Here is a 23934-nt window from a genome sequence, read left to right as displayed (position 1 = left end):
TCCCCTTGTCTGTCGCAGCAGTCCAGAACCTCACGGTTCGATACGGCCATTTCACAGCCCTCGACAACTTCAGCGTCGAGGTCCCGGAAGGCTGCGTCGGGCTGCTGGGACCCAACGGCGCCGGCAAAACCACCCTGCTCAAGACGATGCTTGGGTTCCTCGACGCCGCGGAGGGTTCGGGCCATGTGCTCGGGCTCACGGTCGGCCGGCAGTCAAAGGAGATCCGGCAGAGGGTCGGGCTGATGCCCGAGCAGGACTGCCACATACCTGGCCTGACCGCCGTACAGTTTGTCTCCTATGCGGGCGAGCTGGCGGGAATGCCCTCTGAGCAGGCGCTGCGGCGCGCCCACGAGGTGCTGGAATACTGCGGCCTCGGCGAAGCGCGATACCGGAATGTGGAGACCTATTCCACCGGCATGAAGCAGCGCATCAAGCTGGCGCAGGCGCTGGTCCACGGGCCCAAGCTGCTTCTCCTCGATGAACCCACGAACGGCCTTGACCCAGCCGGCCGCGAAGACATGCTGGAGCTGATCCGCTCGATCACGCACGGCAAGGGCCTGAACGTCATCCTCAGCAGCCACCTGTTGCCAGACGTGGAGCGCGTCTGCGACCACGCGATGGTCGTCGTACGCGGGAAGCTGCGAGCCGCCGGACCCATTCAAGAGCTCAAGAAGATCGAAGGCCACCCGGTGGACGTGGAGCTTCGCGAGCCGAGCGGCGCCTTCATCAACGGCGTGACGATGGCCGGCTACGAGCTGCTCAGCAGCAAGCACGCGAGCTACCGGCTGAAAGGCCCCGGCACCCCGGATGAGATTCTGAAAAAGCTCTTCGAGATTGCAGCCATGTCGAATGCTCAGATTCGAGGCTATGGCGTGGCGGAACGGTCTTTGGAAGACGCTTTCCTGGAGGCCGTCCATGGCTAGTCCTATTGCCGACCTGAGCTATCGCAACTACGATGGGCCACTGGCCCCGCCGCTCTACCGGTGGTGGGTGATCGCGAAGCAGACCTTTCTGCTCGGCATCAAGCGCAAGCAGTTTTGGTGGCTGACGATCATTTCCAGCGGCTATTACGTGGCGATGATCTTTGTGCTCTATTTCATGGACCAGCAGTCCTCGACCCTTATGGGGCCGCAGGGCCAGCCGATGGTCAATCAGTTCATGAAGGGCATCGTGTGGAAGGACCAGTTCCTCCACGGATGGTCCATGGGCCAGCTCTGGCTCTTCATGCTCGCGCTCCTCGTGGGGGCGGGCGTCATCGCCAACGACATGAGGGCCAACGCCTTGCTGGTGTATCTCAGCAAGCCCTGCGATAAGCGCGACTACCTCCTGGGCAAGTGGTTCGGCGTGTTCATGACCCTGTTGCTGGTGATGGCCGTGCCGACGTTCTTTTTCTTCGGCTACGCGGCGCTCAGCTACGCGGAGTTCGGGTTCTTCTCCCAGGATCGGCTGCTTTTCTTCAAGCTTTTGCTCATGCTGCCCCTTGGCGCGGCGTTCTATAGCAGCCTGATCATCGGCGTGAGCTCGATGTTCAAGCAGGGGCGCATCGCCGGTGCGGTCCTTGCGGCGATCTACTTCCTGACCAGCTTCTTCACAAAGGGCATGGAGATCGCCTATCGGGAGGCTCATGGCGCGCCGGCGGCCGCCCGCGCGACGATGGGCAAGCTCTACTACGCCAGCGTGGACGGCGTGCAGATCGGCATGGCGAAGTCGGTGCTGGGGACCGATGGATCGCTTCCCTTTGGCATTCAGGCAAGGGGCATCGCCGAAATCCCGGCGCCTTCGTTCTGGTTGATGATCCTCGTAATGACGGTACTGTCCGCCGGATTCCTGTTCATCGCTTGGCGACAGATCAGGCCGGTGGAGGTGGTCGGATGATCGAGTTCGTGAACGCCTCCCGCTGGTACGGCCAGGTGATCGGGCTCAACGACGTCACCTGCACGCTCGGACCCGGCATCACCGCGCTGCTGGGCATGAACGGCGCGGGCAAAACCACGATGATGCGGCTGGTCACCGGCCAGATGCGCCCGACGACTGGCACCGTAAGGGTGCTCGGCCACGACCCCTTCGCCAACCCGGACGTCTATAAGCTGCTCGGCTACTGCCCGGATGTCGACAACTTCTATGAGCACCAGACCGGATTCGAGTTCGTGAGCCTCATGGCGCGGATGTCGGGCTTTGGCAAATCGGAAGCCGAGGACCGCGCCAAGACCATGCTCGACCGTGTCGGCATGACCCCCGCCATCGACCGCCACATCGGCGGCTACTCCAAAGGCATGCGGCAGAGGGTAAAGCTCGCCCAGGCGATGCTCCACGAACCCGAAATCATCCTGCTCGACGAGCCGCTGAACGGCCTCGACCCCGTAGGGCGGCGCGAGTTCATGGACGTGCTCGCCGAATACGGCGATCGCGGCAAGTCGGTGCTTGTCAGCAGCCACATCCTCTTCGAGGTCGAGCAGATGACCCGCAACCTGCTCCTTTTGCATCGCGGACGATTGATGGCCGCAGGCGACCTTAGGGTCATCCGCGAACTGATCGACAAGCACCCGCACCGCATTCGCATCGAATCGGACCAGCCGCGCGAGGTCGCCGCGAGGCTCGCAGGGATGCCGTTTGTGGTGAACATTCAATTTGACCCGGGTGGAAGGGCGCTCGAGCTCCAGACCCGAGAGGCTGAGAGCTTTTACCTTTACCTTCCGCAACTCGTCATGGAGCATGGACTGCGAATTGAGGGCTTCAGCTCGCCCGACAACAACCTGGAGTCGGTGTTCGCTTATCTGGTGGGTGGATGATGGAAGGTTATTTGATTTCGGCCACCCTAAAAGACCTGCTTCGGCTGCCGCGCGCGCTGGGCTGGACGGCACTCGTGATCGCGCTTTTCGGCCTGAGCAAGGTGTATTTCGGCGTGCTGCCCAACGGCGTGCCCGCGGACGCCTACAACAGCCTCTCGAGCTTGCTCGTGTATCGGGCGATGATGCTGGCGGCGGCGATCTTCAGCGCATCGATCATTGCGCAGGAGATCGAGCAGAAGACCATCGTGTACCTGCTGACGCGCCCGATCCCGAGGGCAACGCTCCTCACGAGCCGCCTGATCGCGGTGTGGATCGTGGTTGCGGCGGTTTCGATCCTCGCGCTGCTGGCGATTTCCTTGGCGATCTATGGCGCGGACGCATTCGCCAACCCCTACTTCTTCCGCGATGTCAAGGGGATTCTGGCGGGCGCGGTGGCCTATTCAACGCTGTTCACGTTCACCAGCCTGCTGATGAACCGCTCGATGCTCGCGAACCTGATCTTCTGCTTTGGGTGGGAAACGGCGGTCACGAACATGACCGGCAACATCTACAAGCTGTCGGTGTTCACCTATCTGAAGGCGATCGCCGAAAAGCCCTCGACAGGGGGCCAGAACATGTTGGGCGCGATGACGGGCGACAATGGCCTGGATTACATCTCGCCGACGACGGGATGGGTGACGATCGGAGTGCTGACGGCGGTGCTGCTCTTCGTGGCCCGGGCGTGGTTCACCAAGTTCTCCTATCTGCCCCGCGAAGACGCGGAGTAGGGGGACCAGTGAAAGGATGAAGGGGTGAAGCGATGAGGGGCAAGGTCTGAGGTCTGAGGGCCGGGGAACAGAGTGCCCTGGCTCAAGTCCGGGATCCCCTCATCTCCTCATCGCTTCACCCCATCATTGCCACTTCTCCTCATCCCTTCATCTCTTCATCCCTTCACTCGTCATCCCCCTGGCGTCTCTCCCGCATATGCCAAACTCCGGCAACGGAGACGCCGCTTCGGGTACCTAGGGTGGACCTTGTTGCGCGGCGCCCTTCAGTCCTTGCTTGAGAACGCGGTCCAGAATCTGGTCCGCGAGGGCTGTTTGCCGCCGGAAGGGCTGCCCGCGATCGAGGTCGCCGACCCGAAGGACCCCAGCCACGGCGACTTCGCGTGCAACTTCGCGCTGGCAGCCTCCAAGGTCGCCGGCAAGCCCCCGCGCGAGATCGCGGAGAGGTTGGTGGCTTGCTTGGCCCCGTCGGACTTGTCTGACAAGTCAGACCAGTCGGACGGGCATAGCAGCGCACCCCTGATTTCCTCCGCCGAAATCGCAGGCCCCGGCTTCATCAACCTCCGCCTGAACCCGTCGGCCGTCGCGGCCCACGTGCCGAGGGTCTTGGAGCTCGGAGTCGAGGGCTTCAAGAACTCCGCCTCCCCCATCGCGCATCGCGCATCGCGCATCGCTTCTTCACCTGAAAACCTGAACACCCAACACCCAGCACCTCTCCGATTGAACGTCGAATTCGTCTCGGTGAACCCGAACGGCCCCATCACGGTGGGCTCGGGGCGCGGCGCGGCGTTCGGCAGCACGCTGTGCAACGTGCTGGAAGCCGCCGGGCACCCGGTCCACCGGGAGTACTACATCAACGACGGAGTGAACAGCGAGCAGATGCGGTTGTTTACCAAGAGCGTCCAGCACTACTACGAAGTTGTCGACAAGGAGCGGAACCCGAAGGGGTGGACCCATCCACAAAAGCCGGACCAGTACTTCTCATTTCCAGAGAACGGATATCTTGGTGAACATGTTCTAGATGCCGCAAGGGACCTGCATGACGCGTGGGACGGAGTAGATTGCTTCGACGACTTCAATGAACAGCCGCTATCTGTCTGGCAATCCCGGGTTCAGGCGATCATGCTTTCCAGGCAGCGCCAAGACCTCTCCAGCTTCTCCACCACTTTCGACACGTGGTTCTCGGAGCAGTCGTTGCATGACAGCGGCACCGTGGCGGGATGTCTGGAGGAGCTGGACGCCAAGGGCGCGGCGGATGTGGAGCCCTACCAGCTCGAAATCCTGAAGAAGAAGGGCGAGCCGGACCAGATCGTCCGGCACGACCAGCCGGTCGAGGAAGAAGAGGAACCCGGGACCGAGGGACAAGGGGATGAAGGGACCACCGATGATGATCTGTCCGACCTGTCTGACAAGTCGAACGAGTCGGAGCTCACTGCCAGAGTGGCGCCCAGTCAAGGAGGGGGAGCCACTCTTTGGCTGCGCTCGACCAAGTTCGGCGATCAGAAGGACCGCGTGCTGCGTCGCAAAGACGGACGACTGACCTACATCGCCAGCGACGTCGCCTATCACAAGGACAAGTTCAGAAGGGGGTCCAAGCCCGACGCCGAGGGCCACGTTCAGCCCGCCGACAAGCTGCTGACCATCCTCGGCCCGGACCACCACGGCTACATCGGGCGGCTCCAGGCGGTGGTGGGGGCCTTGCTGGAGGAGGGGGAAGGCGAGAGGCGAGAGGCGAGAAGCGAAGAGTCAGAGGGAAGTGGCGAAGGGCGAGGGGCGAAGGGCGAGGTGGAGTCGAACATGTCCGACTCGGCTGACCTGTCCGACTTTGAGCGCGAACTCTACAAGAGCCCCGCTGAGCGCGATGCGTGCCAGGCCGCGCTGGAGGAAGCCAAGAAGCGGCTCGAAGTGGTCATCTTCCAGATCGTGCGGTTCGTCAAGGACGGCAAACCCGCGCCGATGCGCAAGCGCGACGGGAACATCTACTCCCTTCGCGACCTGATGGCCGAAATCGGAAAGAACGCCGCGCCGAACGCGCCCGAGGCCGAGCAGATGCGGATCGGCTGCGATGTCGCGCGGTTCTTCTACCTGATGCGCTCGCACGACACCCACATGGATTTCGACCTGGATCTGGCCGAGAAGCAGTCCGACGAGAACCCCGTTTATTACGTCCAGTACGCTCACGCGCGGATCTGCTCGGTGATCGCCAAGGCGGCAGAGAGTGGTCTTCGGGTTGTCGGGTTGTCAGGTGTTCAGGCGGGCGAGCCCTCAAATCCGGGATCTGAACACCGAGCACCTGAAAACCGAACACCTGAGAACCCGAACACCTCCCTCCTCACCCACCCCAAAGAACTGGCCCTGATCAAGAAGATCCTCGATCTGCCGTTCGAGGTGCGGAGATGCGCCGAAGATTACGGCGTGCACCGGCTGACGACCTACGCGATGGACCTCGCGCGGGCGTACCACGGGTTTTATGACGCTTGCCGGGTGATCCAGCCCGAGGAGCCGGAGCTTTCACAGGCACGGCTGGCGCTCTGTGAGGCCGCGCGGACGGGGCTGCGGGCGGTTTTTGAGCTTCTCGGCATCTCCGCGCCGGAGAGGATGGAGAGGGCCGAGCCCGCGGCATGAGTTGTTTGGCAAGGATTGGTGCTTTCGCGCAGAGACGCCGAGACCCGCAGAGGGGCGCAGAGGGAGTTACTCACTACGCTATCAGGTCGTCGACCACGAAGCCGTGGACGTCCGTTAGGCGGAAGTCCCTTCCAGAGTAGGGGTACGTCAGCTTCGTGTGGTCGACTCCCAAGAGCCTCATGATCGTGGCGTTCAGGTCGTGGATGTGTACCGCGCCGGGGTTGAACTGGTCGGGAGTCGGGTCCATGATCGCGCCATCCTTGTCCACGATGTTGTAGCCGTAGGGGTCCGTCTGTCCGTAAACCGTGCCGCCCTTGGAGCCGCCGCCCGCCATCCACATCGTGAAGCAGCGCGGATGGTGGTCGCGGCCGTAGTTCTCACGCGAAAGCGGCCCCTGGCAATAGGTCGTCCTGCCAAACTCCCCGCCCCAGACCACCAGCGTGTCGTCGAGCATGCCCTTACGCTTGAGGTCCGTGATCAGGCCATAGCAGGCGCGATCGATGTCCTTGCACTGGAGCGGCAGGTCGCCGGTCAGGTTGCCATGCTGGTCCCACCCGCGGTGGAAGATCTGGATGAACCGCACGCCCCGCTCGGCCATGCGTCGGGCCAGCAGGCAGTTGGCCGCGAAGGTCCCGGGTTTCCTCGCGTCCTCGCCATAGAGTTCAAAGGTGTCCTCGGGCTCCTTACCAATGTCCATGAGGTCTGGGACGCTGGTCTGCAGCCGATAGGCCATCTCGTATTGGCTGATGCGCGTGGCAATCTCAGGGTCGCCGAAGTGCTCAAGCTGCATGTTGTTGAGCTTGCCGAGGGCATCGAGCATCTTTCGTCGGCTGGCAGCATCCACACCATCAGGGTTCCTTAGGAACAATACAGGATCGCCCTGGCTTCTGAGCGCGACGCCCTGGTGCTCGCTGGGGAGGAACCCCGAACCCCAAAGCCGCGTGAAGACGGCCTGCGCATCGGCCCTGGAGCTCCACGTGGAGTGAAGCACGACGTAGGTTGGCAGGTCCTTGTTCAAGGTGCCAAGGCCATAGCTGACCCAGCTTCCGATGCTCGGGCGCCCGGGGAGCTGGCTGCCGGTCTGGATGTAGGTCACCGCGGGATCGTGGTTGATCGCTTCGGTGTACATCGAGTGTATGACCGTCAGCTCTTTAACGACCTTGGCGGTGTTGGGGAGCAGCTCGGAAACGTAGATGCCGTCCTGGTTGTTCTCATAGCGCTGGAACTTGTAGCGGCTGGGGCAGAGCGGGAAGCGCTGCTGGCCGCTGGTCATGGTGGTGATGCGCTGGCCTCGGCGAACCTCGTCGGGCAGGTCTTGGTTGAACGTCTCGTCGAGCTTGGGCTTGTAGTCCCAAAGATCGATGTGGCTCGGACCGCCGTTCATCGTCAGGTAGATCACGCGGTTGGCTTTCGGAGCGAAGTTGGGCAATGACGGTATGCCGCCAAAGCGCTGCGGCTTTTTGGCGCCCTGGTTGGCTGCGCCAAGGAGGTCGCTCGAGAGCAGCGAGCCTAGGGCCACCGTGCCGATACCGAGTTTGGCCTTCCCGAAGAGCTGTCTTCGGGTCATCATCAGTTCCAGTTCGCGTCGAGGGTCCATGGTTTCTTCGTCTCTCAGCGCCGGCTGAAGCCGGCGGCTACGGGTTCGGTTCTGCTGTCTGGTTTCTGTCAGCGCAGGCTGAAGCCTGCGGCTACAGGTATGTGGTTCAGTGTTGCGTAAGGGTCTCGTCGAGGTTCAGGATCAGGTTGCACACGAGTTGCCAAGCGGCAAGGTCGGTCAGTGGCAGGTTCGTGTCGCGAAGCGATTCACCAACCTCGAGTGCATCCATGGCGGATTGTGGATTCTTTGATAGCCGGGAGCGCTCCTGAGCCAGATAGTCTTTGACAACCCTTAGCTCGGCAGGCGACGGGGCACGCGAGGTCGCAAGCCGAAAGGCAAACGCAATCCGCGCCTCATCTCCATGCTTGGATTGCATCACCCGAGCCGCCATTGCGCGCGCGGCCTCAAAAAAGCCCGTTTCGTTGAGCGTCGCCAGGGCCTGGGTGGGCGTGTTCGTCCGCGATCGCCGCACCACGCAGGCCTCGCGCATGGGGGCGTCGAAGAGCATCATCGTCGGCGGCGGGCTGGTCCGCTTCCAGAACATATAAAGGCTCCGGCGGTAGAGAGCGTCGCCGTGGTCCTGCACGTATCTCGCCGTATCGCTGATCGGGTACGCGATGATCTCCCAGAGTCCAGGTGGCTGGTAGGGCTTGTCACCTCTTCCGCCCTGTTGCTCGACCAAGAGGCCCGACACATAGAGCGACGTGTCGCGAATCACTTCAGCGTCCAGCCGGAACCGCGGCCCGCGCGACACCATCAGGTTCTCTGGATCCTTCGCAAGCTTGGCCTTCGAGACGGTCGAGGCCTGCTTGTACGCCTCGCTGGTCAGGATCAGCTTGGTGAGTTTCTTGATGCTCCAGCCGTCTTTGACGAACTTCACGGCGAGAGTGTCCAGCAGCTCTGGGTTGCTCGGCCATTCGCCCTTGGTCCCAAAGTCCTCGCTGGTCTTCACAATCCCGGCCCCAAAGTGCTGCTGCCAGATTCTGTTGACGATGACCCTTGCGACCAAAGGGTTCTTCGGGTCGGTCAGCCACATGGCGAGCCCCAACCTGTTCTTGGGTGCTCCTGGCGGAAGCGTGCCAAAGACCGCGGGCACCGCCCGTGTCACTTCGTCGCCGGGCTGGTCATAGGCGCCACGCTTCAGGATGAACGTCTTTCGCGGCTCCTTCATCTCCCGCGCCACATAGGTGAAGGGGACGGCCGTATCGACGGCGCTATAGGCGGCAGCGGCGTTTCGATACTCCGTGGCCGAAGGCGAAACAGGCCCGAGTTCCAGATAGCCGGTGATGAGGTCCTTGCGCTCGTCGGGTTGCAGGGCGGGCTTTGAGGCCAATTCGTTGAGCTTGCTTAGCCGTCGCGCTTGCGCATCGCCAAAGCTGAAAAGCAAGCCGTCCTGGCCTCCGCCATTGGAGACCTTGATGAGGATCGTGTTGTCGCCGGCCTGAAGCGGCAGCTTGATGGTGTCGACGCTCTGGTTGAGAGCGCGTGCCACCTTGTTGTCATGGATCAGTTTGCCGTTCACCCACACCTTGATCCCGTCGTCGCTGCTGACCTTGGCCTCTACGGCCGTCGCCACCCGAGAGCGAAGCGTGCCGCGCGCGTACCCGGCCGCGTTGTCTTTGCCAATCAGGCCCCCCACGCCGGCGTCCAGCTTCAAGTCGCGGACCTTCCAGACCGCCCCCCCTGCCGGAGACTCGGGCGCAAAGGCCGTGTCATGGGCTTCATCGAAGGTCTTGCCGACATAGGGTCCCGAGTACTCCCAAGCCGACGTCGTTGGGAGTTCAGGCGCCGAGGTCGCCGCCCAGGCTTTGGCTTGCTCCAAACTGGCCGCCGCCTCGAGCTTGTCCATTTGCTGCCGGAGCGCCCGGAGCTTGCGCGCCTGCTCGGGGTCCGGAGCCTTCATTACGGGCTGGTGAAGCTTCAGGTTGCCGTCGAGAGGCGTGTCTTCGGTGCTGTCGAGGAAGGCATACATCGAGTAGTAGTCCTTCATCGTCAGCGGGTCGTATTTGTGGTCGTGGCACTTCGTGCAGCCCATCGTGAGCCCGAGGAAAACGGTGCTCGTGGTGTCCACGCGGTCCATGGTGTTCTTGGCCAGGAACTCCGCTTCGATCACGCCGCCTTCGGCGGTCGTGGGGTTCATGCGCACGTACCCGGTGGCGATCAACTGATCGTCGGTCGGGTTCGACAAGAGGTCGCCCGCGAGCTGCCAGGTGGTGAACTTGTCGTAGGTCAGGTCCTGGTTGAAGGCGCGAACCACCCAATCGCGATAGGGATAAACCGCTCGCTCGTTGTCGATGTGGAGGCCGTGGGTGTCGGCATAGCGTACGGCGTCAAGCCAATAGCGCGCCTGGTTCTCACCGAAGCGCGGACTCGCCAGCAAGCGGTCGATGAGTCGGCTGTAGGCGTCGGGCTCCTTGTCCGAGAGGAAGGCGTTGACCTCTTGGGGGGTCGGGGGTAGTCCGGTCAGCGCGAGCGTCGCCCGGCGAATGAGAGTGATCGGGTCGGCTTCCGGCTCTGGCTTGAGGCCAGCTGCGGCAAGACGCGCGTCAACGAAGCCGTCGATTGGGTTCTTGCGCCACTTCGGGTTACGCGCCAGCGGAATAGGGTGCGACTTCGGCGGGTTGAACGCCCAGTGGATCTCATACCTCGCGCCTTGCGCGATCCAGTCCCGAAGAGTTTTCTTGTCGGCGTCTGTCAGCGGCGGGACGTCGGCGGTTGGGGGCGGCATCCGCATCTCGGGGATTTCGGGATTGATGCGCTTGAGCAGGAACGACTCGTCGGGCTTGAACGGCACGATGGCGGCGTGGCCGCCCCGGTCGGCGGTCGCGCCCTCGAAGGTGTCGAGCTTCATGTTGCCGGTCTTGGCGAGGGCGGCCTTGTCGGCGCCGTGGCAGACGAAGCAGTGCTTGACGAGGATGGGCCGGATGTCTCGGTTGTATTCGAGCTTGCGCGCGGTGGCCTCAGGCGGCGAGGGCTTATTCTTGGAGCCTTGGGGCGCTTTGTTGGACGGCGGCGCGATCGAAGTCGCCGAAAAAGCGGCGAACCCAACGGCGAGGCAGGAGGAGACAAGAGCGGTTCGAATCGTCAGCATGGTCCCGTGTGTCTGGAGACGAAACGAGTATACGACGATTCGCTTACCAATTCGTAAGGAATCAGACTCGGAAAGGAGATTTGGAGCGGGCGACGAGACTCGAACTCGCGACTTGCTGCTTGGGAAGCAGCCACTCTACCACTGAGTTACGCCCGCATCTCCATTTGGGATTGTAGATTGCGGCTTGCGGATTGTCAAGCCTGGGCCGTGCCGGCGGGCCGTCCCCAATCCGAAATCCGAAATCTCAAATCCCAAATCGTCTGGAGCGGGCGATGAGAATCGAACTCACGTGGCCAGCTTGGAAGGCTGGAGCTTTACCATTAAGCTACGCCCGCTCGTGGGGAAAGTTATACCCGCTCGGCATGGTGCCAACCCGCCGCCCGAGCCGTCCAATCCCATAGCGATGATTGCCTCGTCTGTCTTTCGATGCTTCTGGACCCGCCTCGGCCTGACCCTGGTATTCGCGGCGCTGAGCCTCATTGCCTTCGGCCAGACAAACCCGCACGGCACCGCCGCTGAGCCGCGCCTGATGCCGGGGGACTCCTTCGCGATCCTTGTCTATAGTCACGACGGATACGGGGGCACGTTCACGGTCTTTGAAGACGGCTATATCAACGACCGCGCCCTCGGGCGGATGTTCGTCAAGGGGATGACGATCGCCGAGCTCAAGACGGTGGTCACGAAGAAGCTGAAGGAGACGCTCAAGAACCCGATCGTGGACGTGGTCCTGCGCGGGCAGCGTTTGCCGAAGATCTATTTGATCGGCCCGGAACGCGGGTCGGGCGCCATCGACCTGATCCCAGCCCTTGACATGCGCAAGCTCGTCGCGATGGTGTCGCTTCCCTCGGAGCCAGACCTTCTCGACATCATCCTTTACCGCGCCAGCGGGCAAACGATGCGCCTGGACCTATGGGGCATCTTGCAGGGCAAAGAGAGCGCCTGGAACGGGACGTTCGAGCCCGAAGACATCATCGCGTTTCTTCCGAAGCCGTTCGTCAAAGTCTGGTTCATGGGGCCGTTTGGCAAGGGTGGAGAGGTCAAGATTCGGGAGGGCCACGACATCTATGAAGCGATGGCCGAGATCGGCGGGTTCACCCCTCCAGGATTCATGACGATCGAGGAATGCTACTTCCTGATCCGGCGCGGCCCCGAAATGCTTCGCGTTCCCGCCAAGATGGACAGGAACCAGCGCGGTCTGATCCTTCAGGCAGGGGACGTGGTCATGCTCGACACCCCCAAGGTCATCAAGGTTTATCTGGGCGGCGAGATCAACAGTCAGGGCGAAGTCGTTGTCCCCGAGACGATGCCGCTGAGCAAGTTAATGCTCCAAGCCAAGGGCGCAACCGACGTTGGGAGGCTGGACAACGTCCTCCTGTTCAGGGGCGGCGAGGTGATGCGTGTGGACGCTACGGGTCCCCTTACCGGACAGAAACCGTCCGACTTCAAGCTCCAGGACGGCGACTTCTTCTGGGTTGAGCGCAACGAGCGTTACCTCTATGCGTTTGGCACGATCAACGCCGGCGGCAAGATCCTCTTCCGCGACGGCATCAAGATGAACCTGGCGGACCTGCTGGCGAGGTGTGGCGGCCTGACGCAAGACGGGACGTTGCGGCGCATTCAGATCCTGCGCCCCGGGGCAGACGGCAAGTATGCAGCGAAGCTCTACAATCTGGACGAGTTCATCAAGAGGGGCGACTTGACGGCAAATCCAGAGGTGCTGCCAGGCGACGTGGTGCTGTTTGGCGAGCCCAAAGGCCTGACGCTAAGGACTCTGGCGCAATTCCTGAGCGGTGCGCTGCTGTTCGATACGCTGTACCAGTCGAGGGGTGGTAAGTAAGGCCCCCTCACCCCAGTTCACTTCGTTCACTGGCCCTCTCCCCAAGGGGCGAGGGAGTTTGCACACGAGCCGAAAAGATGTTAGGAGGGCTCGCTCGGACGGAGCCTCACCCTCCAGAGTCCCACACCTGAAGGCTTCGCCCTTCGCCCTTCGCCCTTCGCCCTTCGCAGAAGGATTCATAGCATGTCCCCAAGGCAAGAACTGGCTAACTCAGCCCTTGATCCCCGTGACCGAAATCCCCTTGATAAAGGTCTTCTGGGTGAAGAAGAACAGGATGATGATCGGCGCCACCATAATCGTCGAGGCCGCCATCAGGAGGTTCCACTGCGTGCCGCCGTGCTGAGATTGATAGAACTGAAGACCCAGCGAAAGCGTGAAGCTCTTCTGGTCCATCAGGTAGATGAGCGGGCCCAGAAAGTCCTTCCACGTGCCCAGAAAGCTGAAGAGCGCGACGACCGCCAACGCGGGCTTGCACAGCGGCAGAACGACTCTTGTGAAAATGCCCCACTCCGAGCATCCATCCAACTTAGCCGCCTCCGAGAGTTCGAACGGAATGGTGCGGAAGAATTGGCGGAGCAAGAAGATGTTGAACGCGCCACCAAAGAACGCGGGCACCCAAAGGGGCCGGAACGACCCGATCCAATCGAGGTTCCGGAACAGCGCAAAGAGTGGCACCATGAGCACCGGGAATGGGATCATCATCGTCGCCAGCGTAAGGGCAAAGGCAACGTCGCGGCCGGGCCACCGGAGCCGGGCAAAGGCGTATGCCACCACGGCGTTCGAGATCACCGTGCCCGAGACCACCAGGATGCAGAGCGCGAGCGTGTTGACGCCGTACACCACAAACGGGATGTAGCCGAGCACATCCTTGTTGTAGGACACCGCGTTCCAGTAGTTCTCAAAGTGGATTGAGGAAGGAATCCACTGGGGCGGGTTGGTCATCGTCTGGTCGAGCGGCTTGAGGGACGTGGACAGCATCCAGAGGAACGGCGCGAGGAACAGGCCGCTAATGACCCAAAGAATGCCGTGGATGAGCAGGGAGCCCCTCTTGCGCTGCCTCTCAATGCTTCGCTCTTTCACTACATCGCTCCCGTATGGACCCGCTTGTCCGAACCCTTTAAGGCGAGCATGGTCAGGATGAAGATGAGGATAAACAGAATCCACCCCATGGCCGAGGCGTAGCCCATCTTTTGAAAGGTGAACGCGTTATCGAAGAGGTACATCGTATACATGTAGGTCGAGCGCTCCGGCGCCCCGCCCGGGAACATGATGTAGGGCTCGGAGAAGACCTGCAGCGAGCCGATGATGCCCATGATCATGTTGAACTGAATAACCGGCGATATCATGGGAAGCGTTACGTGCCAGGTCTTGCGCCAAGGAGAGGCTCCGTCGAGATCGGCCGCTTCATAGAGGCTCTGAGGCACGTCCTGGAGCCCTGCAAGGTAGATTACCACTGCGCCGCCCACCCCCCACAGGCTCATCAGCGCGAGTGCCGGCTTCGACCACAGCGGGTCGCCGAGCCAGTTCGGCGGGCTGACCGCGAAGCGCTTAGCGGTCTCATTGATCAGCCCATATTCGCCGTTGAACATCCACAGCCACAAAACTGCAAGGGCGACCGTCGGGACAAGCGAAGGCAGATAGATGATCGTTCGATAAAACGCCATGCCCTTGACGTTGGTGTTCAGCAGCAGCGCGACCGCGATCGAGACCACCAGCCCCATTGGCAGCGAAATGGCCGCATAGACGAACGTGTTCTTGAGCGCCTGCCAGAACACCTCGTCGTGCATGATCTCCGCGTAGTTGTCGCCGCCGACCCACACGGGCTTCCGCAGGACCGAGTAGTCGCAGAAGCTGTAGTACATGGACATCAGCAGCGGCCCGGCTAGAAAGACCGTGAACCCGATGAACCATGGAGAGGCGAAAGCCAAGCCTGCGAAGGCCTCCTTACGTTTGGCGGTCAATTCGCTTCCTCCCGAAGTTTGAGGATCTTCTTGTAATGCTCCCATTTGGGCTGCATGCGGGCCTGAACGTAATCCAAGGCTTCTTTGGGGGTTTTGTGCATCAGGTAGACCGCCTCGAATGCGGCGTTGACCTCGTTGCTGTATTCAAACCAGATGCCGACCTTCGGAATCGCAAACGAGTTCTTGCCCCAAGGCAGGTCCGTGAAGAGCTTGATGTAGGGGTTCGCGTGCTTGGCGAAGAACTCGGGCGAGACCTTGGCGAGCGGCGAGTGCTTTTGTTGCAAGAGGCAAAGCTTTTCCATGGCAGGCTGGGTCTGGGTGTAGCGAATGAACTCCATCGCCTCCTTGGGGTGCTTGGCGCCTGCCGGAATCACGAGCACGTCCAAGCCCACCATCGTCGAATTGGCGCGGTCGGGCCTATCCTTGGGATAAGGGAACGGCGCGGCCTTCCACTTGAGCTTCTTGTTATATTGGCTGATGAAGTTCGCCATCCAAACGCCCTGAATTTCCATCGCGACCTTGCTGTCGATGAAGGGGTTTTGGGGTGAGGAGAAGTTGCCGAACCCGGTCCGAAAAGCGTGGAGCTGCTGGGGGCCGTATTTCTTCGAGAACGACTGAATCCATTCGAATGCCTTGATGTTCTCCGGGCTGTTGGCGGTCAGATTCTCGCCGTCCCAGAGCGCCCCGCCAAACAGGTGGAGCCACCACCAGTTCCACCATCCCGGCTCCGAAGGGTGAAAACCGGCCACCAGGATCGACCCGTCGGGCCGCTTCTTGGTGATCTTGTCCGACATCGCTGACAGCTCTTCCGTGGTGACTGGGGGTTTGTCGGGATCGAGTCCCGCTTGCTTGAAGAGGTCGGTGTTGTAGTGAAGCGCCGTCGAGGCGGGGGTGGTTGGAAGCGCGTAAACGTGGTTGTTGTAGGTGCAGATGTCCCAATAGCTTGGAATGTAGTCCGCTGCCTTGATCCCGAACTCGCGGCAATAGTCGTCGAGCGGGATGCTTGCCCGGGAGTCTGCAAACGGGACCACGTCACCGTCCCATAGACCCGCCACGTCCGGCGGCACGCCCGCGGCCGAGGCCAGCATGGTCTTGGTGTTCACGGCGCTGACTGCGAGATACTGGACGAAAATACGATCCTGGGACTTGTTGAAGTCGTCCACGATGGTACGCATCGCATCCCCTTCAAACCCTGTCCATTTCTCCCAGTACTTGACGACGATGCGCCCCTTGGTTGGAGGAGGAACGACGATGCTCTCGCTGTGCCAGACAGCTAGGAGCAGGCAGGCGAGGAGCAGGGCGGGCTTGAACCAGGGAATCGGCATTGACCTCTAATTGGCGCCTCACTTCCCCGTTGAAACGGCGCCTTCCCCGATTATGCCCGGATTTCCCGCTCAGCGCGCAGATTGACTTTCAATCGCGGCTCTCTACGGTCTTCAGCGGTTGCTTGCCTGCATCTTGGGCCAGCCAACAGGCGCCCTGGTGAGGCGCCCCTTCAGGCAGAAGCCCCGGCTCGACGGCGCATCTATCGTATCGAAACTTGCACCGGGGTTCGAACGAACAGCCGCTCGGCAAATGACGGGGATCGGGCGGCTGCCCCGCTATCGACTCTAGCTTGCTTTGTCCCACTCGCGGCAGGGCCGCGAGCAGGGCCGAAGTATAGGGATGAACTGGGTGCTTCAGCACGTCCTCCGCCGTGCCTGCCTCCACCACCCTTCCCGCATAGAACACTGAAATGCGGTGCGCCAGTGACCCGATGACGCCAATGTCGTGGGAGATCAGCATCACCGCCGTGCCGTTGGTGTCCTGAAGCTCCTTGATGAGTTTCAAGATTTGGGCTTGAAGCGTCACGTCGAGCGCGGTGGTGGGCTCATCGGCGATGAGCACCTCGGGCTTGCATGCAAAGGCAATGGCGATCACGACGCGCTGGCGTTGTCCTCCGCTCAATTGGTGGGGATAGCGGCTGGCGGTGCTTTCCGGTGCAGGCACCCCGACCTTTTCAAGCATTTCGATCGCGGCTCTCAGCGCCGGGCCGCGGGGCAGCTTCTGATGGAGGATCAGCGCCTCGGCGATCTGGTCGCCGATCTTCATCATCGGGTTCAGGCTGGTGAAGGGGTCCTGCATGACCAAGGCGATGTGCTGGCCCCGAATGTCCAGCCACTCCCTGGGGCGAAGCGCCGTCAGGTTTCGGCCATCAAACACGACCTCGCCATGAGTCACCTTGGCCGTGGATGGAAGCATGCCCATGATCGCGAAGCCCGTCATGGATTTCCCGCAGCCCGATTCGCCGACGACTCCCAGGGTCTTGCCCGCCTCAAGCTGCAGGCCGACACCACGGAGGATGTGCGCGTCGCCAATGTCGACGTGGAGGTCGGTGACTTCGAGGAGTGCCATGGGCCCCTGCATTATGGCCGCGAAGCCGGCTTGGGCTGCTTCAGTTCGGGCAAATAGACCTCTGCCAGTCCCCGTGCGATAGAGGCGCCATCGGCCCCTTCCAGGTTCGTCATGACCGCCGCCGCAAAGCGCTTTGATGGAATGATCAGCAGGTAGGTCGAAACACGTTGCTGGCCGCCCGAGTGTGAGACCGCCTTGACTCCCCTAATGGACCCAACTCCAAAACCCATGCCGTATCCGGTCTCCTTACGGTCCGAAGTCTTCTGGGAGGTCCACATCATCGTGCGCGTTTCGGGCTTAAGCAGCTTGCCGTCCATGAGAGCGATGGCGAACTTGGCGAGATCGCCGGCAGTCGAACACAGCCCCCCACCGGGGATCTTGTAGCTGGTATCGGCGAGGCCGGAGTTCTCGATCTGGCCGTTTGGGCCCTTGGCGTAGCCTTGTGCCCGGTTAGGGATGATGTCCGTCACGCGATCGACGCGGATCGATCTCATCTCGGCGGGGCCAAACACCAGATTGCCAAGCAAGGACTCGAACGTTCCTTCACCCGCCGACTCCATCGCGCACCCCAGAAGCGTGAAGCCATAGGTGGTGTACGAGTATTTGGTCCCCGGCTCAGCCACCAGAGGGTCGTTCCTGAAGATTTCGAGCGCCTGGGTCAGCGTAGGGTAATAGCGCGTGCTTTCGGCCTCTCGGCCCTTGTAGTGGCGCACGCCTCCGAGATGCCCCATCAACTGGCGCGCTGAGACTGCCGGTTGGCTTTCGGGCCAAGTGGGAACGTAGGTGCGAATGGGCACATCAAGATCGAGTCTGCCCCGCTCCCAGAGTCTGAGCGCCGCGACTGAAGTTATCGACTTCGAAATCGACGCAAGACGATAGACCGTGCTTGGCGTAGCCGCAACTTTGTTCTCAAGGTCGGCGAACCCAAACCCCTGCTGCCAAGTGAGCTTGCCGTCGGCGACGACGGCCACCGAGAGCCCCGGAATGCCCAGTTGCTTCTGCCGATCCTTGACGAACGCCTCGGCTTTAGCTTGCCGCGATTGGAGCGTGGCTGTCACCCCGGTTTGGGCAGCAGCGATGCAAGCCAATAGCAGGGGGAGTGCAACGCGTCGGCTTAGGCGGACCATGGGCCCATTATGCCCAAGGCTGTAGGCGCGGGATCAGCCCGGCCGGACTTCAACCGACCAATCCACGATATCCAGGCTTGGGTCGGCGACGTCGTTCGGCGGCTCGAGGTCCTGAAAGCGCTGATTGTCCCAGATCCCGCTCAGCTTGATCGGGATCGTGACGTATTGGTTCACGCCGCCAGGGAGCTGGCTGTCGCCCAGCGCGTCCCAGACCTTCGAGCCGCCACTGCCCTGGGGCACGTTGTCCATCGTGAAGAAGTTCACCTGGATCGACTGGTATTGGGACGCGTCGACGGCCGGGACGAGCTGATTGAGCAGGATTTCGAACCGAATGGTCTTTTCGCCTGGCTGAAGCAGGTGGTAGGTCACCGGGACGCCGATGGCGAGGTAGTTCAGGAGGTCCACGTCCTGAAACTTGTAGAGGAGATAGTCCGGCGCCTGAGCGACGTCCCAGCGGACGAAATGCGTTGCGTTTCCGGCGACGAACCCATTGCCCCAAGGGGGCGCGATAACCGGGATGGGGCCCTGGGTGGTCGGGCTCAGTTCAACCGAGGGCCTCACCGCCACCAAGTAGACAAAGTTGGGATTGGGCGCCTCGGCAAGGGTGAAGCTGAAGATGAGGCGCGTGCCTTGCGAGACGGAGCCGCCCGACGGATACTTGGCACACCCGGCAAGTGCGAGCGCGAAGACCAAGAGGGCAGGCAGTCTGCCGACCCAGTCCCTTAGCGTGCCGATTTCAGTGGCCCGTCGCCTCACACTTCTCGCCCTCCACCCTTCACCTCTCACTGTTCACCGTTCGCTTTCCCTCACACGATGCTCTCGCTCCAGTAGAGGGCTCTATGGCAGTCTTCGCACGTTACCCAGCGGCCCTCTTTGGCCGTTTCGATCGTCTTTCGCGGCAAGAGGGTTCCGCACAGCTCGCAGCTTCCGTTCTTTTCGATGCGGCTCATGCCGAGTCCGTTATGCTTTTGACGAATGGATTCGTACCGCGCAAGCATGCCCTTGTCCACTTTTTCGAGCGCCAACGGCCGCTTGGCGGTCGCTTCCTTGAAGGCCGCCTCGAGCTTGGCCCTGTGGGCGACAACCCGCTTCTGGTAGTCGGCGAGCTCGGCTTTCTTGGTTTGGATCGCCTCGTGGGCCGAATCGGCCTCTTTCTTGGCTGGCGGCACTAGGTCCCAGAGTTCGAGGAGGCGTCCGTCGAGGTCGCCCCGCTGCTTCTTGAGTAACTCGATCTCCTTCTGAAAGCTCTCCACCTCTCGAGGGTTCACCACCTTTCCGCCATAGAGGTCCTGACTGAATTTCTTAACCTTATCGTCGATGCCTTTCTGCTTCAGCTCGATATCAGTCTGTTCGCCATGAAGGGCCTTATAGGTGTCGTCAGCTTCTTTCGCCTGGGCTTCCAGCTTGGTGATCTCAGACATGAGCTTTTTGCCCGGATCGAGCGAAGCGGCCTGAGACCGTATCTCAAGAATGGCCTTATCGACGAGGTGAAGCTGCCACAGGCGAAAGAGGTCATCCGAAGACATTGACCTATTATGGGGGGATGGACCTGCCCGTTGATGTTGTGATGAGAAGATGAAGAGATGATGGGACTCCGGCGCCCCGTTCTCTTCATCCCAGCACACCATCTTTTCATCATCGCCGAACCCTAGGTATCCTCTCCGGTCATGACCACGTTTCTTTCGACCTGGGAGCAGGGCAGAGTCGGCATCGAAGCCGCTTGGAGCCGGCGTCAAGCCGGTGGGGGCCTCCTGGATTGCCTCGAAGCCGGCCTTACTGCCTGCGAGCTCGACCCGGAGCTCGTTGCGATCGGGCTCGGCTCCTATCCCAACGCCGACGGCGAACTCGAGCTGGACGCCAGCATCATGGACGGCAAAGACCTTTCAGCCGGCGCGGTGTGCGCCGTCCGAAACATCGTTCCCGTGATCTCAGTCGCTCGAAAGGTCATGGAAGAGACGCCTCATGTGATGCTCGCCGGCGACCAAGCGAGGCGATTTGCAATTCAGAAGGGCTTTCGGCCCCGGTGTCTGGAAACGGCCCACAGCATTGAGCGCTACAACGACTGGCTGGCAAACCCGGACACCTACGCCAAGTCCTATATCCACTCGATCTATGAGGACCACAGCGACACGATCACGATGCTGGGCTGGGAGAGCCATCCGGGCCAACCCTCACCATCCTCACCATCCTCACCTTTTGTGGGCCACGTCGCGGCAGCCTCCTCGACGAGTGGCTGGGCGTGGAAGATCCCGGGGCGCGTCGGGGATTCGCCCATTATCGGAGCGGGAATATACGCCGATGACGAAGTGGGCTGCGCAGGCGCGACTGGCAAGGGCGAAGAACTCTGGAAGGCTTGCGCGACCTTCCGGACCGTTGAGTTCATGCGCCAGGGCCGCTCCGCCCAGGAAGCCTGTGAGGCGACCATTCTTCAGATGCTCCGGCGGCAGGAGGCGAACATCTCGCATATGTGCGTCGTGATGGCGCTACGAAGCGACGGCGATTTCGGCGCCGCCACCACGACCAACCCGTTCCCCTATTGGGTCTGCACCGACGGAGAAATGCAGATGCGAACGGTCGAGCCTCTGGGCGCGGCCGTGCCTCACGCCATGCCCCATCCCTGAACCCGCACCGGGCACACAACCCCACCGATAGATGTCCGACCTGAAGCCCAAACAGAGAACGTTTCTCGATGCCGTCATCGGTCTGATGGATGCTGGTGACGCCAAGCCGCCAAGCCCGAAGGAGCTTGTGTGGACCATGAAAGTGCCCTTGCAGGCCGTGGACGGGATCCTGGAGATAGGGGTTCAGACGGGTGAGATCGTTCGCCTTTCGAACGGGTTCCGGTTTGCGGTTAAGACCCTGGAACGGCTGGCAGCGATGGGCAAAGACAGGTTCGGCTCCCGGGAGTTTGATGTGGCTGCCTGGCGCGACCTGATGGGGTGCTCACGCGAAACGGCGTATGGCATTCTGGAGTACTTTGACGCGCAAGGCTGGACCGAGAAGAACGGCGGCCAACGGCGATTTCTGCCGAGCGAGTAAAATCGGTCTCGCTTCGCTAGAGCGAAGGGCGAGGTGCGACGGTTAAAGGGTTGGGAGAAAGGAATCGCAACTTACAACCTGATCCACTTGCCTTCCGAAACCTGACTACCAGAGAGCCCGAAGACCTGAAAACCTGAAGACCTGAGAACCTGAACACCTCCTCACCCTTTCACCCACTCACCCACTCACCCACTCACCAACCCATGGGCAGCGCATACACTCCTGGTCTCACCGTCAGCGGCGACGTGATCGTCCGCCGTGTTCGTCGTTTGCCGATCCGCGGCGAAGTGCTGGTCAAAATCGGCGACCCGATCCAGCCCGATACCGTCGTGGCGCGGGCGCTGCTTCCCGGCATCTTGCAGACCATCAAGTTTGCCGAGCTCTATGGCATCGAGCCGCGCGACGTGCCGTCGCAGTTCCCAATGAAGGTAGGCCAGACTCTTGCGAAAGACCAGGTGATCCTCGAGACCAAAGGCTTTCTGGGCATGGGGAAGAAGACGATCGCCAGTGCGTTTGCGGGCACGATCGAGTCCATTTCCGAAGTGACGGGCAACGTGCTGGTCCGCGAGGACCCGATCCCTATCGACGTGACAGGCTACGTGACGGGCAAGATCGCTGAAGTCCTACCGGAAGAGGGGGCAATCGTGGAGACACGGGGCGCCATGGCCCAGGGCATTTTCGGCGTCGGAGGCGAAACGACCGGGACAATCCATGTGGCCGTCGGAAGTCACGATCAAGTGCTCAAAGCCGACAACATCCACGCCGAGGACAAGGGCAAGGTGTTGATCGGCGGTGCGGGAATGACCCTCGATGCCATGCAGCGCGCCTCGGAAGTGGGGGTGGCGGGAATTGTGGCGGGCGGCCTTCGCGACCAGGATCTCATCCAGTTCCTCGGCTACGATATCGGCGTCGCGATCACCGGCCAGGAGGCGATCAATGTGACGCTGATGGTCACGGAGGGCTTTGGCTTTTTGCCGATGGCCAAGCGCACGTTCGAGCTCTTCCTGTCTCTTGAGGGCAAGCGTGCCAGCATGAACGGCGCCACCCAAATCCGCGCGGGCGTGATCCGGCCGGAGGTGATTGTGCCCCTGGAGCAGACCTCCGCCATGGCCCAGACCGCGCAATCCGGCGGCGAGCTCACGGCCGGAACGCCGATCCGGGTCATCCGAGAGCCCTACTTCGGCCAGCTTGGGACGGTCACCGATCTGCCGGCGACGCTTCAGGTGGTCGAGTCCGGCACACACGTGCGCGTCCTGAAGGCCAGGCTCGATGACGGCCAGGAAGTGATGGTCCCGCGAGCGAACGTCGAAATCATCGCGGGCTAAGTCGATTGCGGATTGCGGGTTCAAGATTCGGGATCCGCAATGTGGGCTCCTGGTTCCAGTTCTCGATATCTGGGCTTTGAGATTCGCAATCTGAGATTCGTGAATCGCGATTTGAGACTTGAGTTCTCAAATTGAAGCCGCCGCTCGCCACGCCCCATTTGGGAAGGCCATGGGTGAGGCCGGCGCTCGAGGCTTCGGAACAGCCGCGTTGACCGGTTCGCCGGATCAGTCACACGCGCCGGTGCGGAGGTCCTCCGCGAGAAGCCCCTCAAGCGCCGTCGCCAGACCCTTCATCGCGCCGCCCATGGGCTCGATAAACGAGGCCTGAATCGCCTGCACATAGGCTGGCATGGCGGCCTCGACGGCCTGGAGCCCAGCACCGAGCAAGACAGCGTAGGTGCCACGGCGATCCTTCGGGCAGTGTGCGCGTTCGATGAGCCCAAGCCGCTCTAGCCGGTCGATTTGCCTCGTCAGTCCGCTTCGGCTCAGGGCCACCCGCGCCGCCAACTCACTCATTCGGAGTCGGCGCTCGGGTGCGCAGCGCAGCACGACCAACACTTCGAGGTCGCCCACCGAGGGTTGCCCCTCGGCGGCGAGGGCCTTGTCCACAGTTTCGATCACACGCGCGTGGGCGGTCAAAAACCTCCTCCAGGCTTCCCTCTGGCAGGCCGTGAGTTCGTGCATTGTCATCATTTTTACCTCATCGTGAAAAATTTAGTTGCATTTGCAACAAAAACCCGGAACAAGGTGCTATCATTGTGTTGTCAATAGTTGTATACGCAACTATCTTTGGAGCGAACCAATGCTGAAAAAGACCTTTGAAACGACGAACGACTGGACCCTTCTTCTCGCCCGGCTGACCCTTGGCGCCGTCATGTTCCCGCACGGAGCACAGAAGGTGCTCGGATGGTTTGGCGGCTATGGTTTGGCCGGAACCGCCGGATTCATGACCCAGAAGCTGGGGATTCCTGCCCCCCTGGCCTACCTGAACTTCGCCGCAGAGTTTCTCGGCGCAATTCTCCTGGGGTTTGGGCTGCTTGGCCGCCTTTCGGCGCTCGGCATCGGAGTCTCGATGGCCGTCGCCGCGGTGCTGGTGCACGGCTCCAACGGGTTCTTCATGAACTGGACCGGCACCCAAACGGGTGAGGGCTATGAGTTTCACCTTCTTGCCATCGCGCTTTCAGCCCTCATCGCGATCAAGGGCTCCGGCGCGCTCTCGGTGGACCGCTGGATCGCCGGTCGGCTCTCTGTGAATCGAACGCAACCGCATTCGGCCCATTCGGCGCCAGGCTTGCAACAAGCTTGACCCCGGAGCACCTCAACCTCCATTGGCGGCCCTCCATTCTTGGGGGGCCGCCCTACTGGTGGGTGCTTGCGCTTATCCC

General features: G+C 61.6%; 20 protein-coding genes and 2 tRNA genes. 10 read left to right on the top strand and 12 right to left on the bottom strand.

What is annotated here, in order from left to right; all coding sequences use genetic code 11:
- Positions 1 to 5: 5 nt before the first annotated feature.
- From HZC36_10745 to HZC36_10725, 5 genes are all read left to right on the top strand, one after another.
- Entirely contained in the window at positions 6 to 923 is a 918-nt protein-coding gene (locus tag HZC36_10745) for an ABC transporter ATP-binding protein (protein MBI5707451.1), read from the top strand.
- Positions 916 to 1875, top strand: coding sequence for an ABC transporter permease subunit (locus HZC36_10740; GenBank protein MBI5707450.1), 960 nt, complete (start codon positions 916 to 918; stop codon positions 1873 to 1875). Before HZC36_10745 ends, HZC36_10740 begins: the two co-directional genes overlap by 8 nt.
- Positions 1872 to 2789 carry an ABC transporter ATP-binding protein gene (locus HZC36_10735; protein MBI5707449.1) on the top strand — a complete coding sequence of 306 codons (918 nt, stop codon included), beginning with the start codon at positions 1872 to 1874 and terminating at the stop codon, positions 2787 to 2789. The genes HZC36_10740 and HZC36_10735 overlap by 4 nt, the downstream gene beginning before the upstream one ends.
- Positions 2786 to 3556 (top strand): ABC transporter permease subunit, encoded by a 771-nt coding sequence (locus HZC36_10730; protein MBI5707448.1) that lies wholly within the window; start codon positions 2786 to 2788, stop codon positions 3554 to 3556. Before HZC36_10735 ends, HZC36_10730 begins: the two co-directional genes overlap by 4 nt.
- Positions 3557 to 3805: 249 nt before the next feature.
- Positions 3806 to 6178, top strand: a complete 2373-nt coding sequence (locus tag HZC36_10725) for an arginine--tRNA ligase (GenBank protein MBI5707447.1) — start codon at positions 3806 to 3808, stop codon at positions 6176 to 6178.
- 73 nt (positions 6179 to 6251) lie between these two features.
- Here the strand turns inward: HZC36_10725 and HZC36_10720 are convergent, their stop codons facing one another.
- The 4 genes from HZC36_10720 to HZC36_10705 all read right to left on the bottom strand — a co-directional run bounded on the left by HZC36_10720 (position 6252) and on the right by HZC36_10705 (position 11201).
- Positions 6252 to 7775: a DUF1501 domain-containing protein gene (locus HZC36_10720; GenBank protein ID MBI5707446.1), complete on the bottom strand. Its 1524-nt coding sequence runs from the start codon at positions 7773 to 7775 to the stop codon at positions 6252 to 6254.
- Positions 7776 to 7881: 106 nt separating this feature from the next.
- Positions 7882 to 10866, bottom strand: a complete 2985-nt coding sequence (locus tag HZC36_10715; protein ID MBI5707445.1) for a PSD1 domain-containing protein — start codon at positions 10864 to 10866, stop codon at positions 7882 to 7884.
- Between the two features lie 81 nt (positions 10867 to 10947).
- Positions 10948 to 11022: transfer RNA gene (locus HZC36_10710), tRNA-Gly, on the bottom strand.
- 105 nt (positions 11023 to 11127) lie between these two features.
- Positions 11128 to 11201 (bottom strand) — tRNA-Gly (locus tag HZC36_10705).
- A gap of 68 nt (positions 11202 to 11269) precedes the next feature.
- Here HZC36_10705 and HZC36_10700 point away from each other — a divergent pair.
- Complete coding sequence (locus HZC36_10700; protein ID MBI5707444.1) at positions 11270 to 12703, top strand: SLBB domain-containing protein; 1434 nt, start codon at positions 11270 to 11272, stop codon at positions 12701 to 12703.
- 210 nt (positions 12704 to 12913) lie between these two features.
- On the opposite strand, the gene HZC36_10695 is transcribed toward HZC36_10700, so the two are convergent.
- The 7 genes from HZC36_10695 to HZC36_10665 form a co-directional block, all read right to left on the bottom strand.
- Positions 12914 to 13768 carry a carbohydrate ABC transporter permease gene (locus HZC36_10695; protein MBI5707443.1) on the bottom strand — a complete coding sequence of 285 codons (855 nt, stop codon included), beginning with the start codon at positions 13766 to 13768 and terminating at the stop codon, positions 12914 to 12916.
- Positions 13769 to 13782: 14 nt separating this feature from the next.
- Complete coding sequence (locus HZC36_10690; GenBank protein ID MBI5707442.1) at positions 13783 to 14709, bottom strand: sugar ABC transporter permease; 927 nt, start codon at positions 14707 to 14709, stop codon at positions 13783 to 13785.
- The gene (locus HZC36_10685) at positions 14661 to 15989 is read right to left on the bottom strand and encodes an ABC transporter substrate-binding protein (GenBank protein ID MBI5707441.1); all 1329 of its coding nucleotides are present in this window, start codon (positions 15987 to 15989) and stop codon (positions 14661 to 14663) included. Before HZC36_10685 ends, HZC36_10690 begins: the two co-directional genes overlap by 49 nt.
- Before the next feature lie 88 nt (positions 15990 to 16077).
- Positions 16078 to 17058, bottom strand: a complete 981-nt coding sequence (locus HZC36_10680) for an ABC transporter ATP-binding protein (protein ID MBI5707440.1) — start codon at positions 17056 to 17058, stop codon at positions 16078 to 16080.
- Positions 17059 to 17069: 11 nt separating this feature from the next.
- Positions 17070 to 18185: a beta-lactamase family protein gene (locus HZC36_10675; GenBank protein MBI5707439.1), complete on the bottom strand. Its 1116-nt coding sequence runs from the start codon at positions 18183 to 18185 to the stop codon at positions 17070 to 17072.
- 33 nt (positions 18186 to 18218) lie between these two features.
- A complete protein-coding gene (locus HZC36_10670) occupies positions 18219 to 18941 on the bottom strand; it encodes a hypothetical protein (GenBank protein ID MBI5707438.1) in 723 nt (240 codons plus the stop codon).
- A gap of 50 nt (positions 18942 to 18991) precedes the next feature.
- Positions 18992 to 19711: a hypothetical protein gene (locus HZC36_10665; protein ID MBI5707437.1), complete on the bottom strand. Its 720-nt coding sequence runs from the start codon at positions 19709 to 19711 to the stop codon at positions 18992 to 18994.
- 141 nt (positions 19712 to 19852) lie between these two features.
- Here HZC36_10665 and HZC36_10660 point away from each other — a divergent pair, with 141 nt between their 5' ends.
- The 3 genes from HZC36_10660 (at position 19853) to HZC36_10650 (ending at position 22549) form a co-directional block, all read left to right on the top strand.
- Positions 19853 to 20806 (top strand): N(4)-(beta-N-acetylglucosaminyl)-L-asparaginase, encoded by a 954-nt coding sequence (locus tag HZC36_10660; protein ID MBI5707436.1) that lies wholly within the window; start codon positions 19853 to 19855, stop codon positions 20804 to 20806.
- Positions 20807 to 20837: 31 nt separating this feature from the next.
- Entirely contained in the window at positions 20838 to 21224 is a 387-nt protein-coding gene (locus HZC36_10655; protein MBI5707435.1) for a SelB C-terminal domain-containing protein, read from the top strand.
- Positions 21225 to 21427: 203 nt separating this feature from the next.
- Positions 21428 to 22549 carry a hypothetical protein gene (locus HZC36_10650; protein ID MBI5707434.1) on the top strand — a complete coding sequence of 374 codons (1122 nt, stop codon included), beginning with the start codon at positions 21428 to 21430 and terminating at the stop codon, positions 22547 to 22549.
- Positions 22550 to 22774: 225 nt separating this feature from the next.
- Here the strand turns inward: HZC36_10650 and HZC36_10645 are convergent, their stop codons facing one another.
- Complete coding sequence (locus HZC36_10645) at positions 22775 to 23242, bottom strand: MarR family transcriptional regulator (GenBank protein ID MBI5707433.1); 468 nt, start codon at positions 23240 to 23242, stop codon at positions 22775 to 22777.
- Between the two features lie 109 nt (positions 23243 to 23351).
- Here HZC36_10645 and HZC36_10640 point away from each other — a divergent pair, with 109 nt between their 5' ends.
- Positions 23352 to 23855: a DoxX family protein gene (locus HZC36_10640; protein ID MBI5707432.1), complete on the top strand. Its 504-nt coding sequence runs from the start codon at positions 23352 to 23354 to the stop codon at positions 23853 to 23855.
- Positions 23856 to 23934: the final 79 nt, after the last annotated feature.

The sequence above is a fragment of the Armatimonadota bacterium genome (genome assembly GCA_016223145.1).
Lineage (GTDB): Bacteria > Armatimonadota > Fimbriimonadia > Fimbriimonadales > Fimbriimonadaceae > Nitrosymbiomonas.
This window is presented reverse-complemented; position numbering and strand designations above follow the sequence as displayed.